Origin of the sequence: Algoriphagus aestuariicola (assembly GCF_017254835.1) — a bacterium.
GTDB classification, from domain to species: Bacteria; Bacteroidota; Bacteroidia; order Cytophagales; family Cyclobacteriaceae; genus Algoriphagus; species Algoriphagus aestuariicola.
Map to the genome: position 1 here is coordinate 302741 of NZ_JAFKCW010000003.1, position 17130 is coordinate 319870.

Below are 17130 nucleotides of genomic sequence, written 5' to 3' on the forward strand. Positions count from 1 at the left end.
TACGTTATTTTTGAAACCCCTAAGTATAGAATAATCCCTACTTTCGCATCCATGACAAAAACGATGCTCCGTCTCGCTTTCGTATACCTTAACTTCTTTCTGGTGAATTTTGTCCACGCCCAAGACGTCAAGATCGAGCTGGGACCAGACGAAATCGGGCTGAATGAGACGTTTACAATCAAAGCGACGCTGGCCAACGACAAGATCAAATCCTACGATCAGTTTCCCGAGATTCCTGGATTCCAAAAGCAGGGCATCTCCCAATCCTCGTCCATGAACATCATCAATGGGCAGATGAGCAGCTCCAACAGTATCATCCAATACTACAAACCCACCCGAAAAGGAGAGTTCACGCTGGGCAATTTCTCCATATTGATCAACGGGGAGTCTTACAGCTCACCCGGAAAATCGATCACCGTGGGAGACGCAGTCAGCAACCAGGGATTTGGCGGAAATGCAACCGATCCTTTTGCGGATTTTTTTGGAAGACCGTCGGAAGAACCCGAATACGTGGAGCTCGAGGATGACGCGTTCTTTTCCGTATCTGTAGACAAAAAGGAAATCTACGCGGGGGAAGGCTTCAACCTCAATGTCGCATTCTATATGTCGGAGCAAAACCAAGCTCCCTTTGACTTCTATGAGCCGGGCAGGCAGCTCGATGCCATCCTGAAAAAGCTAAAACCCAACAATGCCTGGGAGGAAAACTTCAACATCACCAATATCCAGCCAGAGCTGGTGGTAATCAACAACAAGCGATGGATGCGGTACAAGGTCTACGAGGCCTCGTTTTTCCCGTTTTCAGAGGGCACGATCGAACTCCCCCGGGTGCCGTGGGAAATGATCAAATATCGAATCGCCAAAAACCCAACTTTCTTTGGGGCAAATCGCCAGGAAGACTTCAAGACTTTCTACTCTTCTCCCCAGACTATCACCGTAAAACCGCTCCCTCCACATCCGCTCAAAAACGAAGTGGCAGTCGGAGTCTTCCAGTTGCGGGAAAACATCAGCAAGCTGGAGGTGGAAACTGGCCAAGGCTTCGAGTACAACTTTGGAATCAGCGGAGTAGGCAACATCAACTCTATTTCGCCACCCAAGCGCCTGACCGGTACAAATCTCAACACCTACGACCCCAACGTTCGCCAACAAGTCAACCAAGGTTATGGCCGGGTCTCCGGAATCAAGGAATTCAACTACTATATCACGATCAACGAAGCCGGAGAGTACGAGCTGGACGATCACTTTGAGTGGATCTATTTTGACCCCGTGAGGGCTGTCTACGATACGCTGAAGCCGGAGGCAAAGATCGTCGTGTCGGGAGAAAGCAAAGTAAACCAGGCCATTTCCGGCCAAAGACTCGGAGGCATCTATGACAGGATTGCCACTGAAAGCAATCAGTTTTTAAACGAGGAATATAAATACTATTTTACGACCGCAATCAACGTGCTCCTTTTAGGTGCTGTCGCCCTGCTGGCGGTTCTGATAATCAAGAAAAAATAATGGGAAATTCATTTGGCAAGCTTTTCAGAATCACCACGTTTGGTGAATCGCACGGAAAAGCTTTGGGAGCTATTGTGGAAGGATGTCCGGCAGGTTTGGATTTGGATGAGGAAAAAATCCGGCTCGAAATGCAAAGAAGAAAGCCCGGCCAATCCAAGATCACCACCCAACGCAAGGAGGAGGACGAAATCCAAATTCTTTCGGGAGTATTTGAAGGCAAGACTACCGGCACACCCATCGGCATAGTCATCCAAAACTCCGACCAGAAAAGCAAAGACTACTCCCACATCGCGGACAAATTCCGTCCTTCCCACGCAGACTATACCTACTTCGAAAAATACGGCATACGCGACTATCGTGGCGGGGGAAGGTCCAGCGCGAGAGAAACCGCCGCAAGAGTAGCCGGAGGCGCTATCGCAAAACAATTTTTGGAGACAAAAGGGATTACAGTTCAAGCCTTCGTATCCCAAGTAGGGGCGCTAAGCCTGGAGAAAACCTATACCGAGCTCAACCTGGATCTGGCCGAGGAGAATATCGTCCGCTGCCCGGATCCCGATATGGCCGACAAAATGATCACCCTCATCGACCAAGTCCGACTTGAAAGAGACACTATCGGAGGCGTAGTCACCTGTGTGATAAAAAATACGCCTCCAGGCATAGGCGAGCCTGTCTTTGACAGGCTCCATGCAGAATTGGGCAAAGCCATGCTTAGCATCAATGCGGTGAAAGGCTTCGAGTACGGCAGCGGATTCGAAGGCGTCAAGATGCGCGGCTCCGAGCACAACGACACCTTTGTGAAAGAAGGGGACCAAATCCATACGCTTACCAACCATTCGGGAGGAATCCAAGGCGGCATCAGCAATGGTGAAGACATCTATTTCCGTGTGGCATTTAAACCGGTGGCGACTATTATGCAAGACCAAGAATCACTGAACGAGGCTGGCGAGACAGTCATCGTCAGCGGAAAAGGACGGCATGACCCCTGCGTAGTCCCCCGCGCGGTGCCGATCGTGGAGGCTATGGCGGCGTTGGTCATCGCGGACAATCTTCTCTTGTCCAAGACAAACAAACTTGAAGGAATATAAACCCACCAGCGATTGAAAAAGAAGAAAAAAATACCCTTACATACCCAGATTATCCTAGGACTCATCCTCGGGCTAATCTTTGGCTTGGTCGTGATTAAAACTGGAATTCCCAATTCCTTCACCCTGAATTACATCAAACCCATCGGCACGATCTTCATCAACGGGCTCAAGATGATCGCGGTGCCCTTGGTACTTGCTTCCCTGATCGTCGGCGTATCCAATTTGGGCGACGTATCCAAACTCAGCAGAATTGGGGGAAAAACCATAGCAATCTACCTCTGCACTACGGTAGTCGCCATCTCTGTGGGCCTAGGTCTAGTGAATATCTTTTCCCCGGGTAAAAGCCTCCCAACCGAAACTCGGGAAAACCTGATGCAGCTCTATCAAGGGGATGCTGGAACCAAGCTAGGCCAGGCATCGGAGATTCAGGAGCAAAGTCCACTGCAGCCGCTGGTGGACATCGTTCCGGAAAATATCTTCGCGGCAACGACGAACAACGGCGCCATGCTTCAGGTGGTATTTTTCGCATTGCTAGTCGGCGTTGCTCTCCTTCAAATCCCAAAATCCAAAGCGGAGCCAATCATTGCGTTCTTCGACGGTTTCAATGACGTGATCATCCAGATCGTCAATTACATCATGCTGGTGGCGCCTTATGGTGTATTCGCCCTGATGGCTTCCTTGATCGTAGAGATCGCGGGAAACAATCCCGACTCGGCAGTCCAGCTCCTCCTCGCTTTGCTCAAATACAGCCTAGTAGTTTTAGGAGGACTTGCCCTCATGGTTTTCTTGGTATACCCGATGATTTTGAGGGCATTCACCAAGGTTCCTTACTTGGAGTTTTTCAAAGCAATCCGACCCGCCCAACTATTGGCATTCACCACTTCGTCCAGCTCCGCCACACTTCCCGTGACCATGAAGCAGACAGAGGAAGAAATCGGCGTTTCTGAAAACATCTCAAGCTTTGTACTGCCCCTTGGCGCCACGGTCAATATGGACGGAACTAGCCTCTATCAAGGGGTGGCGGCGGTGTTCATCGCGCAGGCACTCGGCATGGACTTGTCGCTCACCCAGCAGCTGATGATCGTGTTGACAGCCACGCTTGCCTCCATAGGCTCCGCTGGGGTACCGGGGGCTGGCTTGATCATGCTCATCATTGTCCTCGAATCCATACAGGTTCCAGCGGCTGGGATAGCTTTGATCATTGCGCCAGACCGAATTTTGGACATGTTCCGAACGGTGGTCAACGTTACTGGAGATGTGGTAGTGACCACGGTCGTCGCAAGTACGGAAGGGGAACTGCCCGAGGGATTAATCCGAAAAGCAAATCCTTTCACCGCAAACGAAAGCGTACAGGAAGAATCATAAACGAAAAAGCCCGGCAAGCCGGGCTTTTTCGTTTTTAGTAGTTTCTCAGAAACTCGATCAACCGGTCAAACTCCGCATCGGCAATCGCCGGAAAGTTGGCAATCCTGAAGCTGGTCGGCTTGTGCGGCCCATAACCGCTGCCCAATTGCATTCCTTGTTTTTCTGCAGCTTTTTTAACAGTTGCTATCAAGTCCTTGGTACCGGCAACCGCCATCACCGTCGTGCTACGAGTCTGGTCATTGTCTACCAACATTCTAAATTTGTCGGATTTCGCGATGGTGTCCTCAAGCTTGGCCATGCGCGCTCTTAGTCGGGAATCGACATGTTGGATCTCCTCTAGATCTTTTAGGACCCGATTGAGTAAATAAATCCCAAAAACGTTGGGAGTATAGTGGGTCTGGTAGCCGGCCGCATTTTCCAAAATGAAATTCAGGCTGTTATATCGACCTCGTTCTCCTTTCCGCTGTGCTTTTTCTACCGCCTTCGGAGAAACAATTAGAATTCCCAAGCCAGCAGGAAGACCAAAACACTTTTGCACCGACGCGTACCAAATATCCGCCAGACGAAAGTCCAATTCTATGCCTCCCATGGAAGAGGTGGTGTCGACTGCGATCATCTTTTCCGGAAATTTCTCCCCGATCGCTTCGATGACCGCCATGGGTACCTGAGTCGCGTTGGCGGTTTCATTTTGGGTAATCGCGATCAGGTCAAAGCCCTCCCCGATTTCCAATCCTGCTACGTCCACAGGTTGATTTGCCTCCAGTTTTAGCGCACCAGTCGCTGGCACGATGTGTTTAGCATATTCCAACCACTTTTTCCCAAAAGACCCAGAGTAAATATGGAAACTCGCCTTCTCCACAATCGACTGGGTGATAATCTCCCAGTTTTCGGTCGCGGAAGAAGTGAACAGGAGTTTGTAGCCATCCGGCATGTGAAGCTTTTCGCGCATCAGCTGCTCAGTCTCCTGGTAGAGGTGCATGAAAACCCCACTGCGATGGTTCGCGCTTAGAATTCCTTCATTATAGGCATCCTGCATGTATTTGGGAAGCGCATCGTAAACTTTAGATGGTCCCGGAGCAAAAGTAATCATAGTTCTGGGGTATGTAGAAAATAGGAAATACCGAGTTCATAGCCTTTAAGGCCCAGGCCGGAAATCATCCCAACACAGGATTTGGAGATGATGCTTTTGTGGCGAAATTCCTCACGCTTGTAAATATTGGAAATATGCACTTCCAATGTGGGAGTGGTCACGCCTGCGATCGCATCCGAGATCGCCACCGAAGTATGGGTATAGCCTCCGGCATTGAGAAGTATCGCGTCAAAAGAGAAACCAACTTCGTGGATTTTGTTGATCAGCTCGCCCTCGACGTTACTCTGATAATAGTGAAGTTCTACTTGGGGAAAGCGCTTCTTCAGTTGTTCAAAATAGTCTTCGAAAGACTCGCTTCCGTAGATTTCCGGCTCCCGCTTTCCGAGCAGATTCAGATTGGGGCCATTGATGATTTGGATTTTCAAGGCAAAATAGGTTTAAAGCTTTGGATCAAAGTTAAGTAGTCCCCCGAAGCTTACAAGCTCTCACCCGATAGCCATTCATTTTTATACGGACTTAGGCTCTGGAGAAAATTATCGTTTCTGTTAATTTATCTGTTTCCCAAGTAGACCAGATATCCATCAACAAAGCATTGAATCAGGTCGCGATCTAGGTCGAAATCTCTCGGGTTTTGTTCGTCGATTTTATTGAAATCATTCCAGCTATCCCTTAGCTTGTACCATTTAAACTCGATCTCCAATAAGTCCTCTTCCGTAAATTCAAAAATTTGCTCATCCAATATTCTGAGAATATGACACCTAGTCTCATAGCTATTATCATCGAAGAGTATGTCAAACAAATCTTTTAATCTAAGACTACAATCCAGTGTTTCTAAAGCGTAAGCCATTGTGCCATTGCAGCCTTTATTTTCTTTCTTTTTAATTGAGTTCAACAATGGATCTACGGCATCATTGAATCTATTACGACGAAAAGTCAATGCTACGGCATCTCTTATTGCCGAGTTAGGATGATCCAAGAGCCCCAATAGATAGTCGATACTTTCTACTTCTCCAATTTTAAACAGCATGTCAACTGATTCTAAGATCTTACCCGAATCTCCAGAATGAATATCAAGCTTTAGCTTTTCTATTTCCATTCTTTTACTCGAAACAGGTAAGCCAAAGTAAACTCCAGATTGGTGGAATTCATGTCATAAATCCTGTCCTGAGATTCGGGATTGGTAAAATCGTAGGCAAATCGGACTTCGCCCGAGATGGTACTTTTACCAAACAGTTTCGAAATCCCCGCTCCCGCCGTGAGGCCGTACATGAATTTGTTTGGATTATCGCCCGCTCCGCCATAAGTCGGCAATTCCGGTGGCGTGGCACCAGAATACTGTCTTTCGATATCTTCAGCTTTTACCAAATACCCCAGATGTGGCCCCATCTTGACCTGAAATCTGCCTGACCTTCCTGCAAAAAAGCTCGCAAGAAACGGAACTTTGAGATAGGTCAATTCGGTATGGTTTAGCTCTTCCTCGGCGTTAAACTGCCGAAAACCGAGCGTAAGCTGCTGAAGGTTTAGCTCGACTCCCGCGTTTTTAGAGCTAAAATACTCGACGACGAAAGAGAATGTCGGAGCCCCGATGCCATCTACCGTAGTGCTTCGAGTCGATGCTGTTCCCTGATAGCTATAGGAGGAAGTCGCGTATCCCCCTCTAATCCCGACACTGAGCTGGGCAAAAGCCCCAATGGGCAACGCAAGCAATAGCAGGGAAACCAAGATTTTATTCATGTTCAAAAATAACGGAATTCGACCAACCTGAGCTATTTCTGGTTGAGGATAAAGGTGCCGCTGACGATTTCCCCGTCAGTTCCCAGTCCTCTGAGCTCCACTACCACCGGCCCTGCGGAGTCGTTGGTATAAAAAGATACCGTCACCTCCCCCTTTTCGTCCGAAACTAAGTAGGGGTTCCAATACAAGGTCTGTCGATCGTCTTTTTCCACGGTCTCAGTCAGCTGACCATAGTCTAGAACTACAAAATTCCCCTGTGGCTGATAGCCTTGAACCACAAACTCTTTGATCCCTGGCATGCCAGACAAGTCATCCGAATCCAACTTGTCCTTGGTGTATACGGCAATCACTCCATTTCTACCTTGATCTCCCAGCATAGGAGACATCCTCGTCACCACTTCTACCCGATCTATGTCAAAGGGATTGATTCCTCTCAAATTGTCTGCAGCGGTAGCCCCACCGGCAGCGCCTAGTATACTCCCGTTGAGCATCACTAGAGGCTCCATGGAAGAGCCTCCGGAAGTGGCCCCTCCACGGATGCGGATCTGCTGCTGCCCCGTCGCTCCCACTGTTGTCACCCGCATGCTAGGTACATTTCCAGAGAGGCTGTTCACCAAATCAGAGTTGACACCAGTCTTGGTTAGATCTTCGCCTTTGACCACAAAGTCGGGACTGCCATAGATTGCGGGCGTCTCTCTGGCGGTTGTAGCATCGGATGTACCGGACTCCAATTCGGGATCAGTTTCAACGCTGCGGACCGGAGTCGCTAGGATGGTAATTTTCGGGAAAAATGCATCTGATGGCAAGGAGATGGGAGCCTTGAGCGGAACATCAATCGAAACATTCAGCGGCTTCCCCTTCTTGTCCAAAGCCGAAAACGCCAAGCGCATCGGCCCATAAAACTCCATGTCGTCCAATACAAAAGATCCGTCGCTAGCGGACTCCAAGTCAATCGTTCCCTGAAAGTCATTGACAAAAGCGGTCACCGCAGCAGCGGCACTTTTTCCTTTTTCATCCGTCACTTTGCCGTCGAGTCTGAGACTCTTCTCAATGGGATAGGAAAAACGCTCCAAACCTAATTCATCAGAAACATGCAGCATGTCCAGCGCATCGCCCATCTCCACCCCCCTCTTGATCGGCACCAGCTGTCTGGCATCATATACGCCAAGTGAGAATGTGGCAGGAATAGGCGCCTTATCCTTGTCACTTACTTTTACGGCCAGTGTCACCTTTTCCCTCGTCCCAAAGCTCTCTTTGTCAGCCCGGAGTTCAACACCCATATTAGGCCAATCGCCCACCGCTTCTTCGGGTGAAATCCTTTTATAGGGGTCCAGTATCGTAAGCGTTTGCAAAAAGTACTGACTAGGGCCATAGTTACGCATCCAATTGGTGTAGGCACGCAGAAAATACTTCTCCCCCGCCATAGAATCCGGCAGATAGAAATCCCCGACCACGATGCCGTCTCTAATCGGGAACTTCTTTTCTATGACCAGAACTCTATCCTGGCTGATGACTTCCACATACAGCACCCGGCTGAGCTCGTCTCGCAGATAGGGATTGCCATAAGCAAAATATCCCTTGAAAAAAACCTGGTCTCCCGCGTAGTAGTAGGGCTTGTCCGTATGCAGGTAGACTTTTTCTTGGTAGTTTTTAGCAGTTTTCGCCAAATCTTGGAGCTGAATCGCCTTGGTCGCGTCATAGTCTAAAGGCAACAGGTTGGAAATCCGCTTTCTATCCATATCGCCCGAAAAAACCAAATCCTGGGGATTCATCACCGCCCCATTCTCCCTCACCCGCACTTTACCACCATTTACCTCCAGCCAAGAGATGGGGTATGGAGCATCCTTGTAGGTATTGGCTTGGGAATAGCCCTTCTGATAGTGGATTTCGATTCGGCCTTTGAGATTGATGAAAGATTCATCAGGCGTATTGGCCGGAGTGACCAAAGGGTCGGATTTGTAAGCCACCACCGACTTTCCCAGCTCGTTTGCAAAGATGTCGGATCGCATGTTCATGCTGGCAGAGCCACCTGCCTTGTCCCCATAGAGATAAAAACCTTCGCGCTCCTGCGTCCCCTGAATGATTGCCCGAAACATGTTCATCGGTGACTTGCGGTAGACCTCGGCACGGTTCTTTTCCCAAGCGGACTTTTGGGCATCCGTACCCGGCTCCATTTCCTCAAACCTCGCCGCTCCCGCGATTCGGAAGCTAGTGGGAGAATCGAAAAATTCGTTGAGATTAAACGTGATTTTGTAGCCCAGAAAGCGATTCTCGATCTCCAAAGGCTGATCGGCTTTCGCGGTAAATGCCCCTTTTTCACTGGAAGCAGGAAAATCTATCACCCAGGGATTCAAGATCTGGGTCTGAGCAGCGGCTTCATCTATGCCTATGAAGAGATTTTGAAACTTGCGCAGGTCGCGCTCCCAGTTTTTGTCGCGGGATGCCTGGATCTCCACATCGCTGAGTTCTTGTGCAAAGGGCTTTAGAGCTAGGTTGATGGTAAGCGTCCCGCCGGGATTCAACGTCACTTTTCGAGTTTCGGCAATATATCCGGTAAAGGAAAAGCCAATCTCCACCGCACCTGCCTCCAACCCTTCCAGTGTGAAATTCCCATCGAGATTCGTGGTGGTGGAGATCGTCGTATTGTTTAAGAAAACACTGCAAAAGGGAAGTGCCTCGCCAGTCTCCGCGTCTTTGACCGTGCCGGTGATCTTGCCCGTCTGCGCAAAAAGCTGTGAGAGCAAACCCAAACAAAGGCTGAGGCTGAAGAGGACTTTTTTCATCTTGTAGAGGCTATGAATAGTAATTGCCAAGTATATGAAAAAAGCCCCGATACGGAGCTTTTAGTTTTGTTTTTTAACATTCGAAACACCCTACTCTTCCTTGTTAAGGTCGTCTCGGTCTTTCAGTTTTTTGTCTTCGACATTTTTATTGAGAAACTCGTTGATCTTGTCAATGGAAAAGCTGGACGAGATTTCCCCGAAGGAATTGATTTCCATCTTGAAACCCTTCAGCTCCTCGTGAACCTTGGGGTCGGTTTCTTTTTTCTTTTTCTTGGTCATCTTTATGCTACTACGGTCAATTTGCTTAACGCAAAACGGATTCTTTTGGCTACCTCTTCTTTGCCCAAGATAGCAAAAACCTCCATCAAATCCGGCCCGCCGCCAATACCCGTCACTGCCAAGCGTACTGCCTGCATCACTTTACCCAGCTTGACACCCTCGGTTTCGGCTGTATTTTCCAGTAAAGACTTGGCGCTAGCAGCATCAAAAGTCCCCCCGAAAGTATCCAATGCGGCGGCATAGGCTCCCAGAACTTTCACGGCGTCCGCATTCCATCTTTTGGCCGCCACATCCTCGTCAAACTTCTCAGGCGCTGTGACCAAGAATTTGCTTTCTTTCCACAGATCCGCAGGAAAAGTCACCCTCCCCTTCATCAGGTCGACGATAGCTTCCGCTTTGTCGGCAGGCACTTCCACACCCTCTGCTTTTGCGTCAGCGATCAGGAAACCTGTCAGCTCGGAAGTCGGCTTGGATTTCAGGTATTGCTCGTTGTACCACTTGGCTTTGGCAATGTCAAACTTGGTACCCGACTTGCCGATCCGCTCCACGGAGAAGGCCTCGACGAGCTCAGGCAGGGAGAAAATCTCCCGGTCGTCTCCCGGATTCCAACCCAAGAAAGCGAGAAAATTCAGGAAAGCATCGGACAAATAGCCTTGCTCGCGGAATCCGGAGGCTTTTTCTCCAGAGAAAGGATCCGTCCAGTCCAGAGGAAATACAGGAAAGCCTAGTTTGTCGCCGTCACGCTTGGAGAGCTTGCCGTTTCCATCAGGCTTGAGCAAGAGAGGCAAATGCGCAAACTGTGGCATTGTGCTCTCCCAGCCAAAATATTTGTAAAGCAACACATGCAAGGGCGCGGACGGAAGCCATTCCTCCCCGCGAATCACGTGGGTGATTCCCATGAGATGGTCATCCACGATGTTGGCCAGGTGGTAGGTCGGCATGCCGTCGGACTTCATCAGGACTTTATCGTCCAGTGTGCCCGAGTTCACCATCACCCAGCCGCGGATCATGTCGTTGAGGCGCACCTCTTCGTTTCTGGGGATCTTTACGCGGATCACGTAGGGATCGCCCGATTCCAGTCTCGCCTTCACCTCCTCGGCGGAGAGCGTCAGGGAGTTTTTCATCTGGGTGCGGGTGATGCTGTTGTATTGGGGCTGGACCACGCGGGCGGCAGTCAAGCGCTCACGCATGGCCTCCAGCTCTTCTGCCGTGTCAAAAGCATAGTAGGCGTGGCCTTTTTCGACCAAGTCCAGCGCATATTGCATGTACATCGGTTTACGTTCGGATTGGCGATAGGGACCGCAATCACCCGGGTTCCAAGGACTTTCCTCGGGAGTAATGCCTAACCATTCCAGGGACTCTTTGATGTATTCTTCCGCACCAGGCACGAAGCGGTTTTGGTCGGTATCTTCGATACGCAGGAGAAACTTGCCTCCCATTTTCTTGGCGAAAAGATAATTGTAAAGGGCGGTGCGTACGCCGCCTATATGCAAGGCTCCAGTGGGTGATGGGGCAAATCGTACTCTAACTTCTCTGCTCATGGGTGTCTCTTTCAGCTGGCAGCCCGGAAAAGGGCTGGGTTTGGATCAAATCAGGCGGCAAAGATAGGGAAATGTCGGGGAAAGGGGGAGTGAGGGCGGGGGCAAATTGGAAAGGCTAATATGCGCTAAAGCGTCCTTCACCATTTATGCCCGCTTCTTTACGTTAATTTCTACTTGTGAGCCAGAGACTTCAATTCGCAAAATGATACCTACCCTCTCTCATTTTCATCCTCACGCTTCTGATCCTTGATTTTTGGCTGGTCACTCGCCAAAATCCAGCCCTTCCCCAGCGCGTGCTTGGCGGCTTCCAGGGTGTCTTTGACCAATACCAGCTCCACGCCTTTTTCCAAATAATCCCGAGCCAGGAGGGAAAGGTCCGCTCCGGACACATCTCGGATATAGACCGTTAGGATTCTTCCGGGGAACTTCCGGATGATCTCGTGGTAGATAGTCGGATCTTCCTGTCCGCTATCCCCGATCAGGATAAAGCGCAGCTCCGCAAACACCTCCAAAATATGCTCAATCTGCTTCAGTTTGTGCTCCCGGTGCGGGCCGGCGATCCACTGATCTCGGGACAAGCCCAAGTCACGGAGCATCAGCGGTCCTTTTGGAATGTGGTGGATATCGAGAAACTCCATCAGGAAATCATAGAGGTTCCAAGGACTGCTCGATACGTAAAAAATGGGATTGCTCAGGATGCGGTCGTCGCCTCGGCGCAGCGCGTCGTAAAACTCTGACACCCCGGCAAAGGGCACACGAGTATGGGCATTTTGTCCAAACGTCACCTTCAGCATCTCCCAAAGCCGCATCGCCCCTGTCGTCAGGATGGTGTCATCAATGTCTGAGATAATACCAAAATCCGTATCGGCCGCCGGGAAATAGACCTCACCCAGTGCTACGACTTCGGTCTCTCGCCCCAGCAGATCATGAAGCAGGCGTAGCCTAATCGGATGCCAGCCCTCGGGCAGCAAACCGCTGTCCAGAGTCATTCTAACCTCAAAATACCCTTCCTCGTCCGAGGTCACTTGGATCGTCTTTCCCTCAAACTCCGCCTCCAAGTGCACCCCAGGAAAGACGATCGAGAAAAAGCGGCGCCTCATCTTCCCAAAATTCATCCAAAACCGGTCATCTGGGGTTGAGGCTTGGATATTTCGGTCCGCCAGCACCCGACCTGCCAAGTAAATCTCCTTTCCATTTCCGTAGCCGGCGTAGGGTTGGATTAGGACTTTTTTCACAAAACCCAACTTCACCAGCAGCCAGAGCTTTACTTTGGATACCTGCCGCTTGATGTAATAGAGGACATGGAGGATGCGGGACTTTCGGGCCGTTTCAGTATGCAATTCCAATTATCATTATTAAAAATTTGATCCTTGTTAAAAGCTATAGTTATCCTTGAAGCTTTCTGGCTAGTTATGAAAGGTGTCAAAAGGGCAATTTACCCAAATCCACATTGCCACCGGAGATGATGATGCCGATTCTTTTCCCTGCAAAACGCTCAATATTGGCCAATAGTGCTGCCAGCGGAACCGCTCCGGAGGGCTCTACCACCAGCTTCATCCGTTCGAAAAGTATACGCATCGCGTCGACGATTTGCGGGTCCGTGGCAAGCAAAATCGAGTCCACATGCTCTTGGATCACTGCAAAGGGAAGCCTACCCACGGTCGTGAGTAGCCCGTCCGCGATGGTTTGGGTTTTTTCATTCGGAAGGATCTCCCCCGCCTGAAAAGAGCGAAAAGCGTCATCCGCTCCCGTAGGCTCTCCGGCAATGACTTCGATTTTTGGATTGAGATTGTGAACGGCCAAGGCCGTTCCAGCCAAAAGTCCGCCTCCTCCTACCGGCGCCATCACGACATCAAGGTCAGGCTGAGCCTCCAACAATTCCAGTGCGCAGGTGGCTTGGCCCTCGACCACATCCCAAAAGTCAAAAGGCGGGATAAAGGTTGCTCCCGTACGCGCCACTACTTCCTGCAGCGTAGTCTCCCGCGCTTGCAAAGTCGGCTCGCACTCGACGATTTCCCCGCCATACCCTCTCACTGCCTTCTTTTTGATCTCTGGAGCGTTGGAAGGCATGACGATGTAAGAAGGGATTCCCGCTACGCTGGCGGCTCTGGCCAGCGCTGCTGCATGGTTTCCCGATGAGTGGGTGGCCACACCTTTTGATTTTTGCTCTGGGGAAAGCTTGAGCACGGCATTGGCTGCACCCCTGGCTTTGAAGGCCCCAACTTTCTGGAAGTTTTCACACTTGAAAAAAATCTTACATCCCGCTATCTCATTGATCGCTGAAGAGGTTAAAACTGGCGTTCGGTGGATGAAAGGTTGGATTCGCTCGTGCGCCGCACGGATATTGGAAAGGGTCGGGAAATTCATGACCTAAAGATAGGTTTTCATCCTTTCTGTAAAAATCGTTTTCCCGTAAGCCGAACAATCCTGATTTGCGCGAATCCCCCAGAATTTAATCAAGTCCAGCTTCTGGAAAAACAGGACAAGGCTACTCTTTCCACCGGAACGACTTGTCATCAATCGCCCGCATCGTACACAGAACACCATCCAGATGGTCGTATTCATGCTGGATCAATTCTGAAATGGCGCCATAAACTTTCCATGACTGTGGTTCCCAATTTTCATCCCAGTACTCCAACGTGAGACTTTGATGCCGCTTGACTCGCACGAGCAAATTGGGAAAGCTCATGCAGTCGTCCCAAAGTTCGAATTGATCCTCGCTCAGGTTTTTGAGTTCTGGATTGAGAATGATGTACGGCCTGTCCAGATTTAGGTAAAACATCCGCTTCATAATTCCCAACTGTGGAGCTGCTACCCCACGACCAAAACCATAAACTCTTCGAATATCTTCCATGGCTTCATGAAGTTGCTGGGTCCAAATAGGGACTTGCTGAAGCTCTGACTCAAGTACAGGTTCACAAACTTCATACAGTCTGGGATCACCAAGTTTGAGGATATCGTGGATGGTTTTCATGGACGGAAGTTATTATTTCCGCGAAAGAATAAAAGGCAACAAGTTTAAAGACTGGCTTTTCCCTACTTTTGCGGCATGAATTACCTATCGGTTGAGAACCTCAGCAAGGCTTTCGGGGAACGGAAGCTATTTTCCAACATCTCTTTTGGCATTTCCCAAGGGCAAAAAATCGCGCTTGTCGGTATCAACGGCGCCGGCAAGTCCACCCTCATGAAGATCATCATGGGACTGGAGATCCCCGACACCGGCCAAGTCGCGCTTAACCAATCGGTGAAAATCGCCTACGTGCACCAAAACCCGGTTTTTGAAGCCAATTTGAGCATTTACCAAACCATCTTTGACCAGAGTAATTCAGAAGTGCTTCGAGTCATCGAAGACTATCACAAGGCGATGCTGGATGCTGAGCGAGGTATCGACAACTCGGATAAAATGTCCAAGCTCTTTGAGAAGATGGACGCTCTTCAGGCTTGGGACTTTGAATATCAGGTGAAGGAGGTCTTGGGAAAACTTGGCCTACACGACACGGAGCTTCCAGTCGGAAGCCTTTCCGGGGGCCAGCGCAAGCGGGTTGCATTGGCGAAGGCTATCCTGGAAAAGCCGGATTTGTTGCTACTCGACGAACCGACCAACCATTTGGATTTGGAAACGATCGAATGGCTGGAGGATTATCTCGCCAAGGCCAACCTTTCGATCTTCATGGTGACGCACGACCGCTACTTTTTGGAAAAAGTCACCAACGAAATCCTTGAACTCGACCAAGGAAAAATCCACCGCTACCAGGGCAACTACGGCTACTTTTTGGACAAAAAGGCCGAGCGCATGCAAATCGAGGACATCGAAATCGAGAAAGCAAAAAGTCTTTACAAAAAGGAACTGGATTGGATTCGTCGCCAACCCAAAGCTCGGGGCACCAAAGCGAAATACCGCGTGGATGCTTTTGAGGAAACCAAAGAAAAAGCCTTTACCAAGCGTGAGGAGCGGGATATCGAACTGACCGTTTCTACCCAGCGATTGGGAAACAAAATTTTGGAAATCGACAAGATCAGCAAGTCATTCGACGAGAAAAAGCTGGTGAAAGACTTCAGCTACATCTTTAGAAAGAAAGACCGAATCGGAATCGTCGGACCAAATGGGGCCGGAAAGACTACTTTCCTCAAGATGATCACAGGACTATTGGACCCGGATGCTGGAAAAATAACAGCAGGTCAGACCACTGCTTTTGGCTACTATCGCCAAGAGGAAGATAGATTTGACGAAGAAAAAAGACTGATCGATGTCGTGAAAGAAGTCGCCGAAGTCGTCGTGCTGGACAAGGGACAGACGATCACGGTGAGCCAATTTCTCACCCAATTTGGCTTCCCTCCCAAGCAGCAGTTTACTCCGATCGGCAAGATGAGCGGCGGTGAGCGACGACGGCTCCAGCTCCTGATGGTTTTGATCAAGAATCCTAACTTCCTGATTCTTGACGAACCGACAAACGATCTGGATTTGATGACGCTAAACATCCTGGAGGAGTTTTTGGACACTTTTCCGGGTTGTTTGATCATCGTCTCCCACGACCGTTACTTTATGGACAGACTAGTAGAGCATCTCTTTGTCTTCGAGGGCGAGGGAGTGATCCGGGACTTTCCGGGGAACTATACGGACTTTAGGGAGTGGGAAAAGGATAATAGTATCAAGTATCAAGACAATAGTAGCAAGATCTCGGAGCCGCAAGTCGAGAAAAAAGAGCCAATAGCCGAGAAACAAGAAACAGCTCCGAAAGTAAAAGCCAGTTATAAGCAAAAGCAGGAGTTCAAAAAAACGAACGAAACCATCGCCAAACTAGAGGCCGAAAAAGGGCAGCTGACTGAACAGATTTCAGCAGGTACGTCCGACATGAACCAGCTGATGACTTGGTCCAATCGCCTCCAAGCCATCGACGGAGAGTTGGAGGAATTGGAGTTGACTTGGCTGGAGCTCAGCGAGCTGGACGGGATAGAGGATTGACTTCCATTTTTTCTAGCAAAAACGACAAAGGCGCAGAGTATTCCTCAGCGTCTGTCTTGCTTTGTAGCAAATCCTAAATTCTCCCCTTCAAAAAATCCTGTCTCAAGTCCTCTGGAAATTTTTCTATCGCGTATCTCAATGCCGTTCGGGGCATGGATCGGTAATGCTGTTTCAAAAAGGCCATCTCCGCTTCAAAATCCAGATTTCCGATTTCCCGCAGCATCCAGCCCACGGCTTTGTGCATCAGGTCGTGAGGATGATTTTTAAGATCCTCGGCCAAAGCCAAGGCATCGTCAAAGTCTCCCTTTTTGATCCAATAAAGGCTGCTGATCATCGCCACTCGCTGTCTCCACAAATCATGTGAGCCCGCCAAGTGGTAAAACAAAGCCTTGTCCTTATTCCAATAAAAATGCCCCAAAATCGGATGGCAAGAGGTATCTACCAAGTCCCAGTTGTTGACCCAATCCAGATGATGGAGGTAGAAATCGGCCAACTCTTGCCGCTCGGCCTCCGTTTTGCTCTTTTCATACCGATACACCAGCGCAATCAGTGCGGTGAGGCGGACCTCATGGTAAGGATTTTGGATTAGCTCCGAGAGATCTCCCAGAGGGATTTCCCGATAAAATCCCTTGGCAATTCTACGTTGGTCGGGGACTTTTACACCCAAAAAAAGATCGCCTTCCCCATATTCCCCGGGGCCCGCCTTGAAGAACTGCGGAAAAAATGCCGCTTTCTCCGGTATCGCCCGGTCTTGAAGGGAATGGATGATCTGCTCTGTCAATAGGCTCATGCC

15 protein-coding genes are annotated in these 17130 nt (G+C 49.6%); 4 read left to right on the forward strand and 11 right to left on the reverse strand.

Annotation, left to right across the window (positions count from 1 at the left end):
* Positions 1 to 51 precede the first annotated feature (51 nt).
* From J0A67_RS13935 to J0A67_RS13945, 3 genes are read left to right on the forward strand one after another with little or no spacing between them, the layout of a single operon-like run.
* Entirely contained in the window at positions 52 to 1497 is a 1446-nt protein-coding gene (locus J0A67_RS13935) for a BatD family protein (protein WP_206569976.1), read from the forward strand.
* Positions 1497 to 2582, forward strand: a complete 1086-nt coding sequence (gene aroC / locus J0A67_RS13940) for a chorismate synthase (protein ID WP_206569977.1) — start codon at positions 1497 to 1499, stop codon at positions 2580 to 2582. The genes J0A67_RS13935 and aroC overlap by 1 nt, the downstream gene beginning before the upstream one ends.
* A 12-nt stretch (positions 2583 to 2594) precedes the next feature.
* Entirely contained in the window at positions 2595 to 3947 is a 1353-nt protein-coding gene (locus J0A67_RS13945; protein WP_206569978.1) for a dicarboxylate/amino acid:cation symporter, read from the forward strand.
* A 34-nt stretch (positions 3948 to 3981) separates the two neighbouring features.
* Here J0A67_RS13945 and J0A67_RS13950 read toward each other — a convergent pair whose 3' ends face one another.
* The 10 genes from J0A67_RS13950 to J0A67_RS13995 all read right to left on the reverse strand — a co-directional run bounded on the left by J0A67_RS13950 (position 3982) and on the right by J0A67_RS13995 (position 14348).
* Positions 3982 to 5037, reverse strand: coding sequence for an aminotransferase class V-fold PLP-dependent enzyme (locus J0A67_RS13950; protein WP_206569979.1), 1056 nt, complete (start codon positions 5035 to 5037; stop codon positions 3982 to 3984).
* Positions 5034 to 5462, reverse strand: coding sequence for a type II 3-dehydroquinate dehydratase (gene aroQ, locus J0A67_RS13955; RefSeq protein ID WP_206569980.1), 429 nt, complete (start codon positions 5460 to 5462; stop codon positions 5034 to 5036). The genes J0A67_RS13950 and aroQ overlap by 4 nt, the downstream gene beginning before the upstream one ends.
* A 125-nt stretch (positions 5463 to 5587) precedes the next feature.
* Complete coding sequence (locus J0A67_RS13960) at positions 5588 to 6133, reverse strand: HEAT repeat domain-containing protein (RefSeq protein WP_206569981.1); 546 nt, start codon at positions 6131 to 6133, stop codon at positions 5588 to 5590.
* Positions 6124 to 6771 (reverse strand): outer membrane beta-barrel protein, encoded by a 648-nt coding sequence (locus tag J0A67_RS13965; protein WP_206569982.1) that lies wholly within the window; start codon positions 6769 to 6771, stop codon positions 6124 to 6126. The genes J0A67_RS13960 and J0A67_RS13965 overlap by 10 nt, the downstream gene beginning before the upstream one ends.
* 32 nt (positions 6772 to 6803) lie before the next feature.
* Entirely contained in the window at positions 6804 to 9554 is a 2751-nt protein-coding gene (locus J0A67_RS13970) for a TonB-dependent receptor (RefSeq protein WP_206569983.1), read from the reverse strand.
* A gap of 90 nt (positions 9555 to 9644) precedes the next feature.
* Entirely contained in the window at positions 9645 to 9833 is a 189-nt protein-coding gene (locus J0A67_RS13975; RefSeq protein WP_206569984.1) for a hypothetical protein, read from the reverse strand.
* A 2-nt stretch (positions 9834 to 9835) separates the two neighbouring features.
* On the reverse strand, positions 9836 to 11374 hold the full coding sequence (gene gltX, locus J0A67_RS13980) for a glutamate--tRNA ligase (protein ID WP_206569985.1): 1539 nt from the start codon (positions 11372 to 11374) through the stop codon (positions 9836 to 9838).
* A gap of 209 nt (positions 11375 to 11583) precedes the next feature.
* The gene (locus J0A67_RS13985) at positions 11584 to 12720 is read right to left on the reverse strand and encodes an App1 family protein phosphatidate phosphatase (RefSeq protein WP_241265194.1); all 1137 of its coding nucleotides are present in this window, start codon (positions 12718 to 12720) and stop codon (positions 11584 to 11586) included.
* A 76-nt stretch (positions 12721 to 12796) separates the two neighbouring features.
* Positions 12797 to 13741 (reverse strand): pyridoxal-phosphate dependent enzyme, encoded by a 945-nt coding sequence (locus J0A67_RS13990; protein ID WP_206569986.1) that lies wholly within the window; start codon positions 13739 to 13741, stop codon positions 12797 to 12799.
* 121 nt (positions 13742 to 13862) lie between these two features.
* A complete protein-coding gene (locus J0A67_RS13995; protein WP_206569987.1) occupies positions 13863 to 14348 on the reverse strand; it encodes a peptide deformylase in 486 nt (161 codons plus the stop codon).
* Between the two features lie 75 nt (positions 14349 to 14423).
* Between J0A67_RS13995 and J0A67_RS14000 the strand changes: the two genes are divergently transcribed.
* On the forward strand, positions 14424 to 16337 hold the full coding sequence (locus J0A67_RS14000) for an ABC-F family ATP-binding cassette domain-containing protein (protein ID WP_206569988.1): 1914 nt from the start codon (positions 14424 to 14426) through the stop codon (positions 16335 to 16337).
* A 73-nt stretch (positions 16338 to 16410) separates the two neighbouring features.
* Here the strand turns inward: J0A67_RS14000 and J0A67_RS14005 are convergent, their stop codons facing one another.
* Positions 16411 to 17127 (reverse strand): DNA alkylation repair protein, encoded by a 717-nt coding sequence (locus J0A67_RS14005; protein ID WP_206569989.1) that lies wholly within the window; start codon positions 17125 to 17127, stop codon positions 16411 to 16413.
* Positions 17128 to 17130: the final 3 nt, after the last annotated feature.

Excerpts from the sequence above, each read along its gene's own strand:
- J0A67_RS13935 (WP_206569976.1), top strand. The coding sequence starts at position 52 with ATGACAAAAACGATGCTCCGTCTCGCTTTCGTATACCTTAACTTCTTT.
- aroC (WP_206569977.1), top strand. The coding sequence starts at position 1,497 with ATGGGAAATTCATTTGGCAAGCTTTTCAGAATCACCACGTTTGGTGAA.
- J0A67_RS13950 (WP_206569979.1), bottom strand. The coding sequence starts at position 5,037 with ATGATTACTTTTGCTCCGGGACCATCTAAAGTTTACGATGCGCTTCCC.
- J0A67_RS13960 (WP_206569981.1), bottom strand. The coding sequence starts at position 6,133 with ATGGAAATAGAAAAGCTAAAGCTTGATATTCATTCTGGAGATTCGGGT.
- J0A67_RS13965 (WP_206569982.1), bottom strand. The coding sequence starts at position 6,771 with ATGAATAAAATCTTGGTTTCCCTGCTATTGCTTGCGTTGCCCATTGGG.
- J0A67_RS13970 (WP_206569983.1), bottom strand. The coding sequence starts at position 9,554 with ATGAAAAAAGTCCTCTTCAGCCTCAGCCTTTGTTTGGGTTTGCTCTCA.
- J0A67_RS13975 (WP_206569984.1), bottom strand. The coding sequence starts at position 9,833 with ATGACCAAGAAAAAGAAAAAAGAAACCGACCCCAAGGTTCACGAGGAG.
- gltX (WP_206569985.1), bottom strand. The coding sequence starts at position 11,374 with ATGAGCAGAGAAGTTAGAGTACGATTTGCCCCATCACCCACTGGAGCC.
- J0A67_RS13990 (WP_206569986.1), bottom strand. The coding sequence starts at position 13,741 with ATGAATTTCCCGACCCTTTCCAATATCCGTGCGGCGCACGAGCGAATC.
- J0A67_RS13995 (WP_206569987.1), bottom strand. The coding sequence starts at position 14,348 with ATGAAAACCATCCACGATATCCTCAAACTTGGTGATCCCAGACTGTAT.
- J0A67_RS14000 (WP_206569988.1), top strand. The coding sequence starts at position 14,424 with ATGAATTACCTATCGGTTGAGAACCTCAGCAAGGCTTTCGGGGAACGG.
- J0A67_RS14005 (WP_206569989.1), bottom strand. The coding sequence starts at position 17,127 with ATGAGCCTATTGACAGAGCAGATCATCCATTCCCTTCAAGACCGGGCG.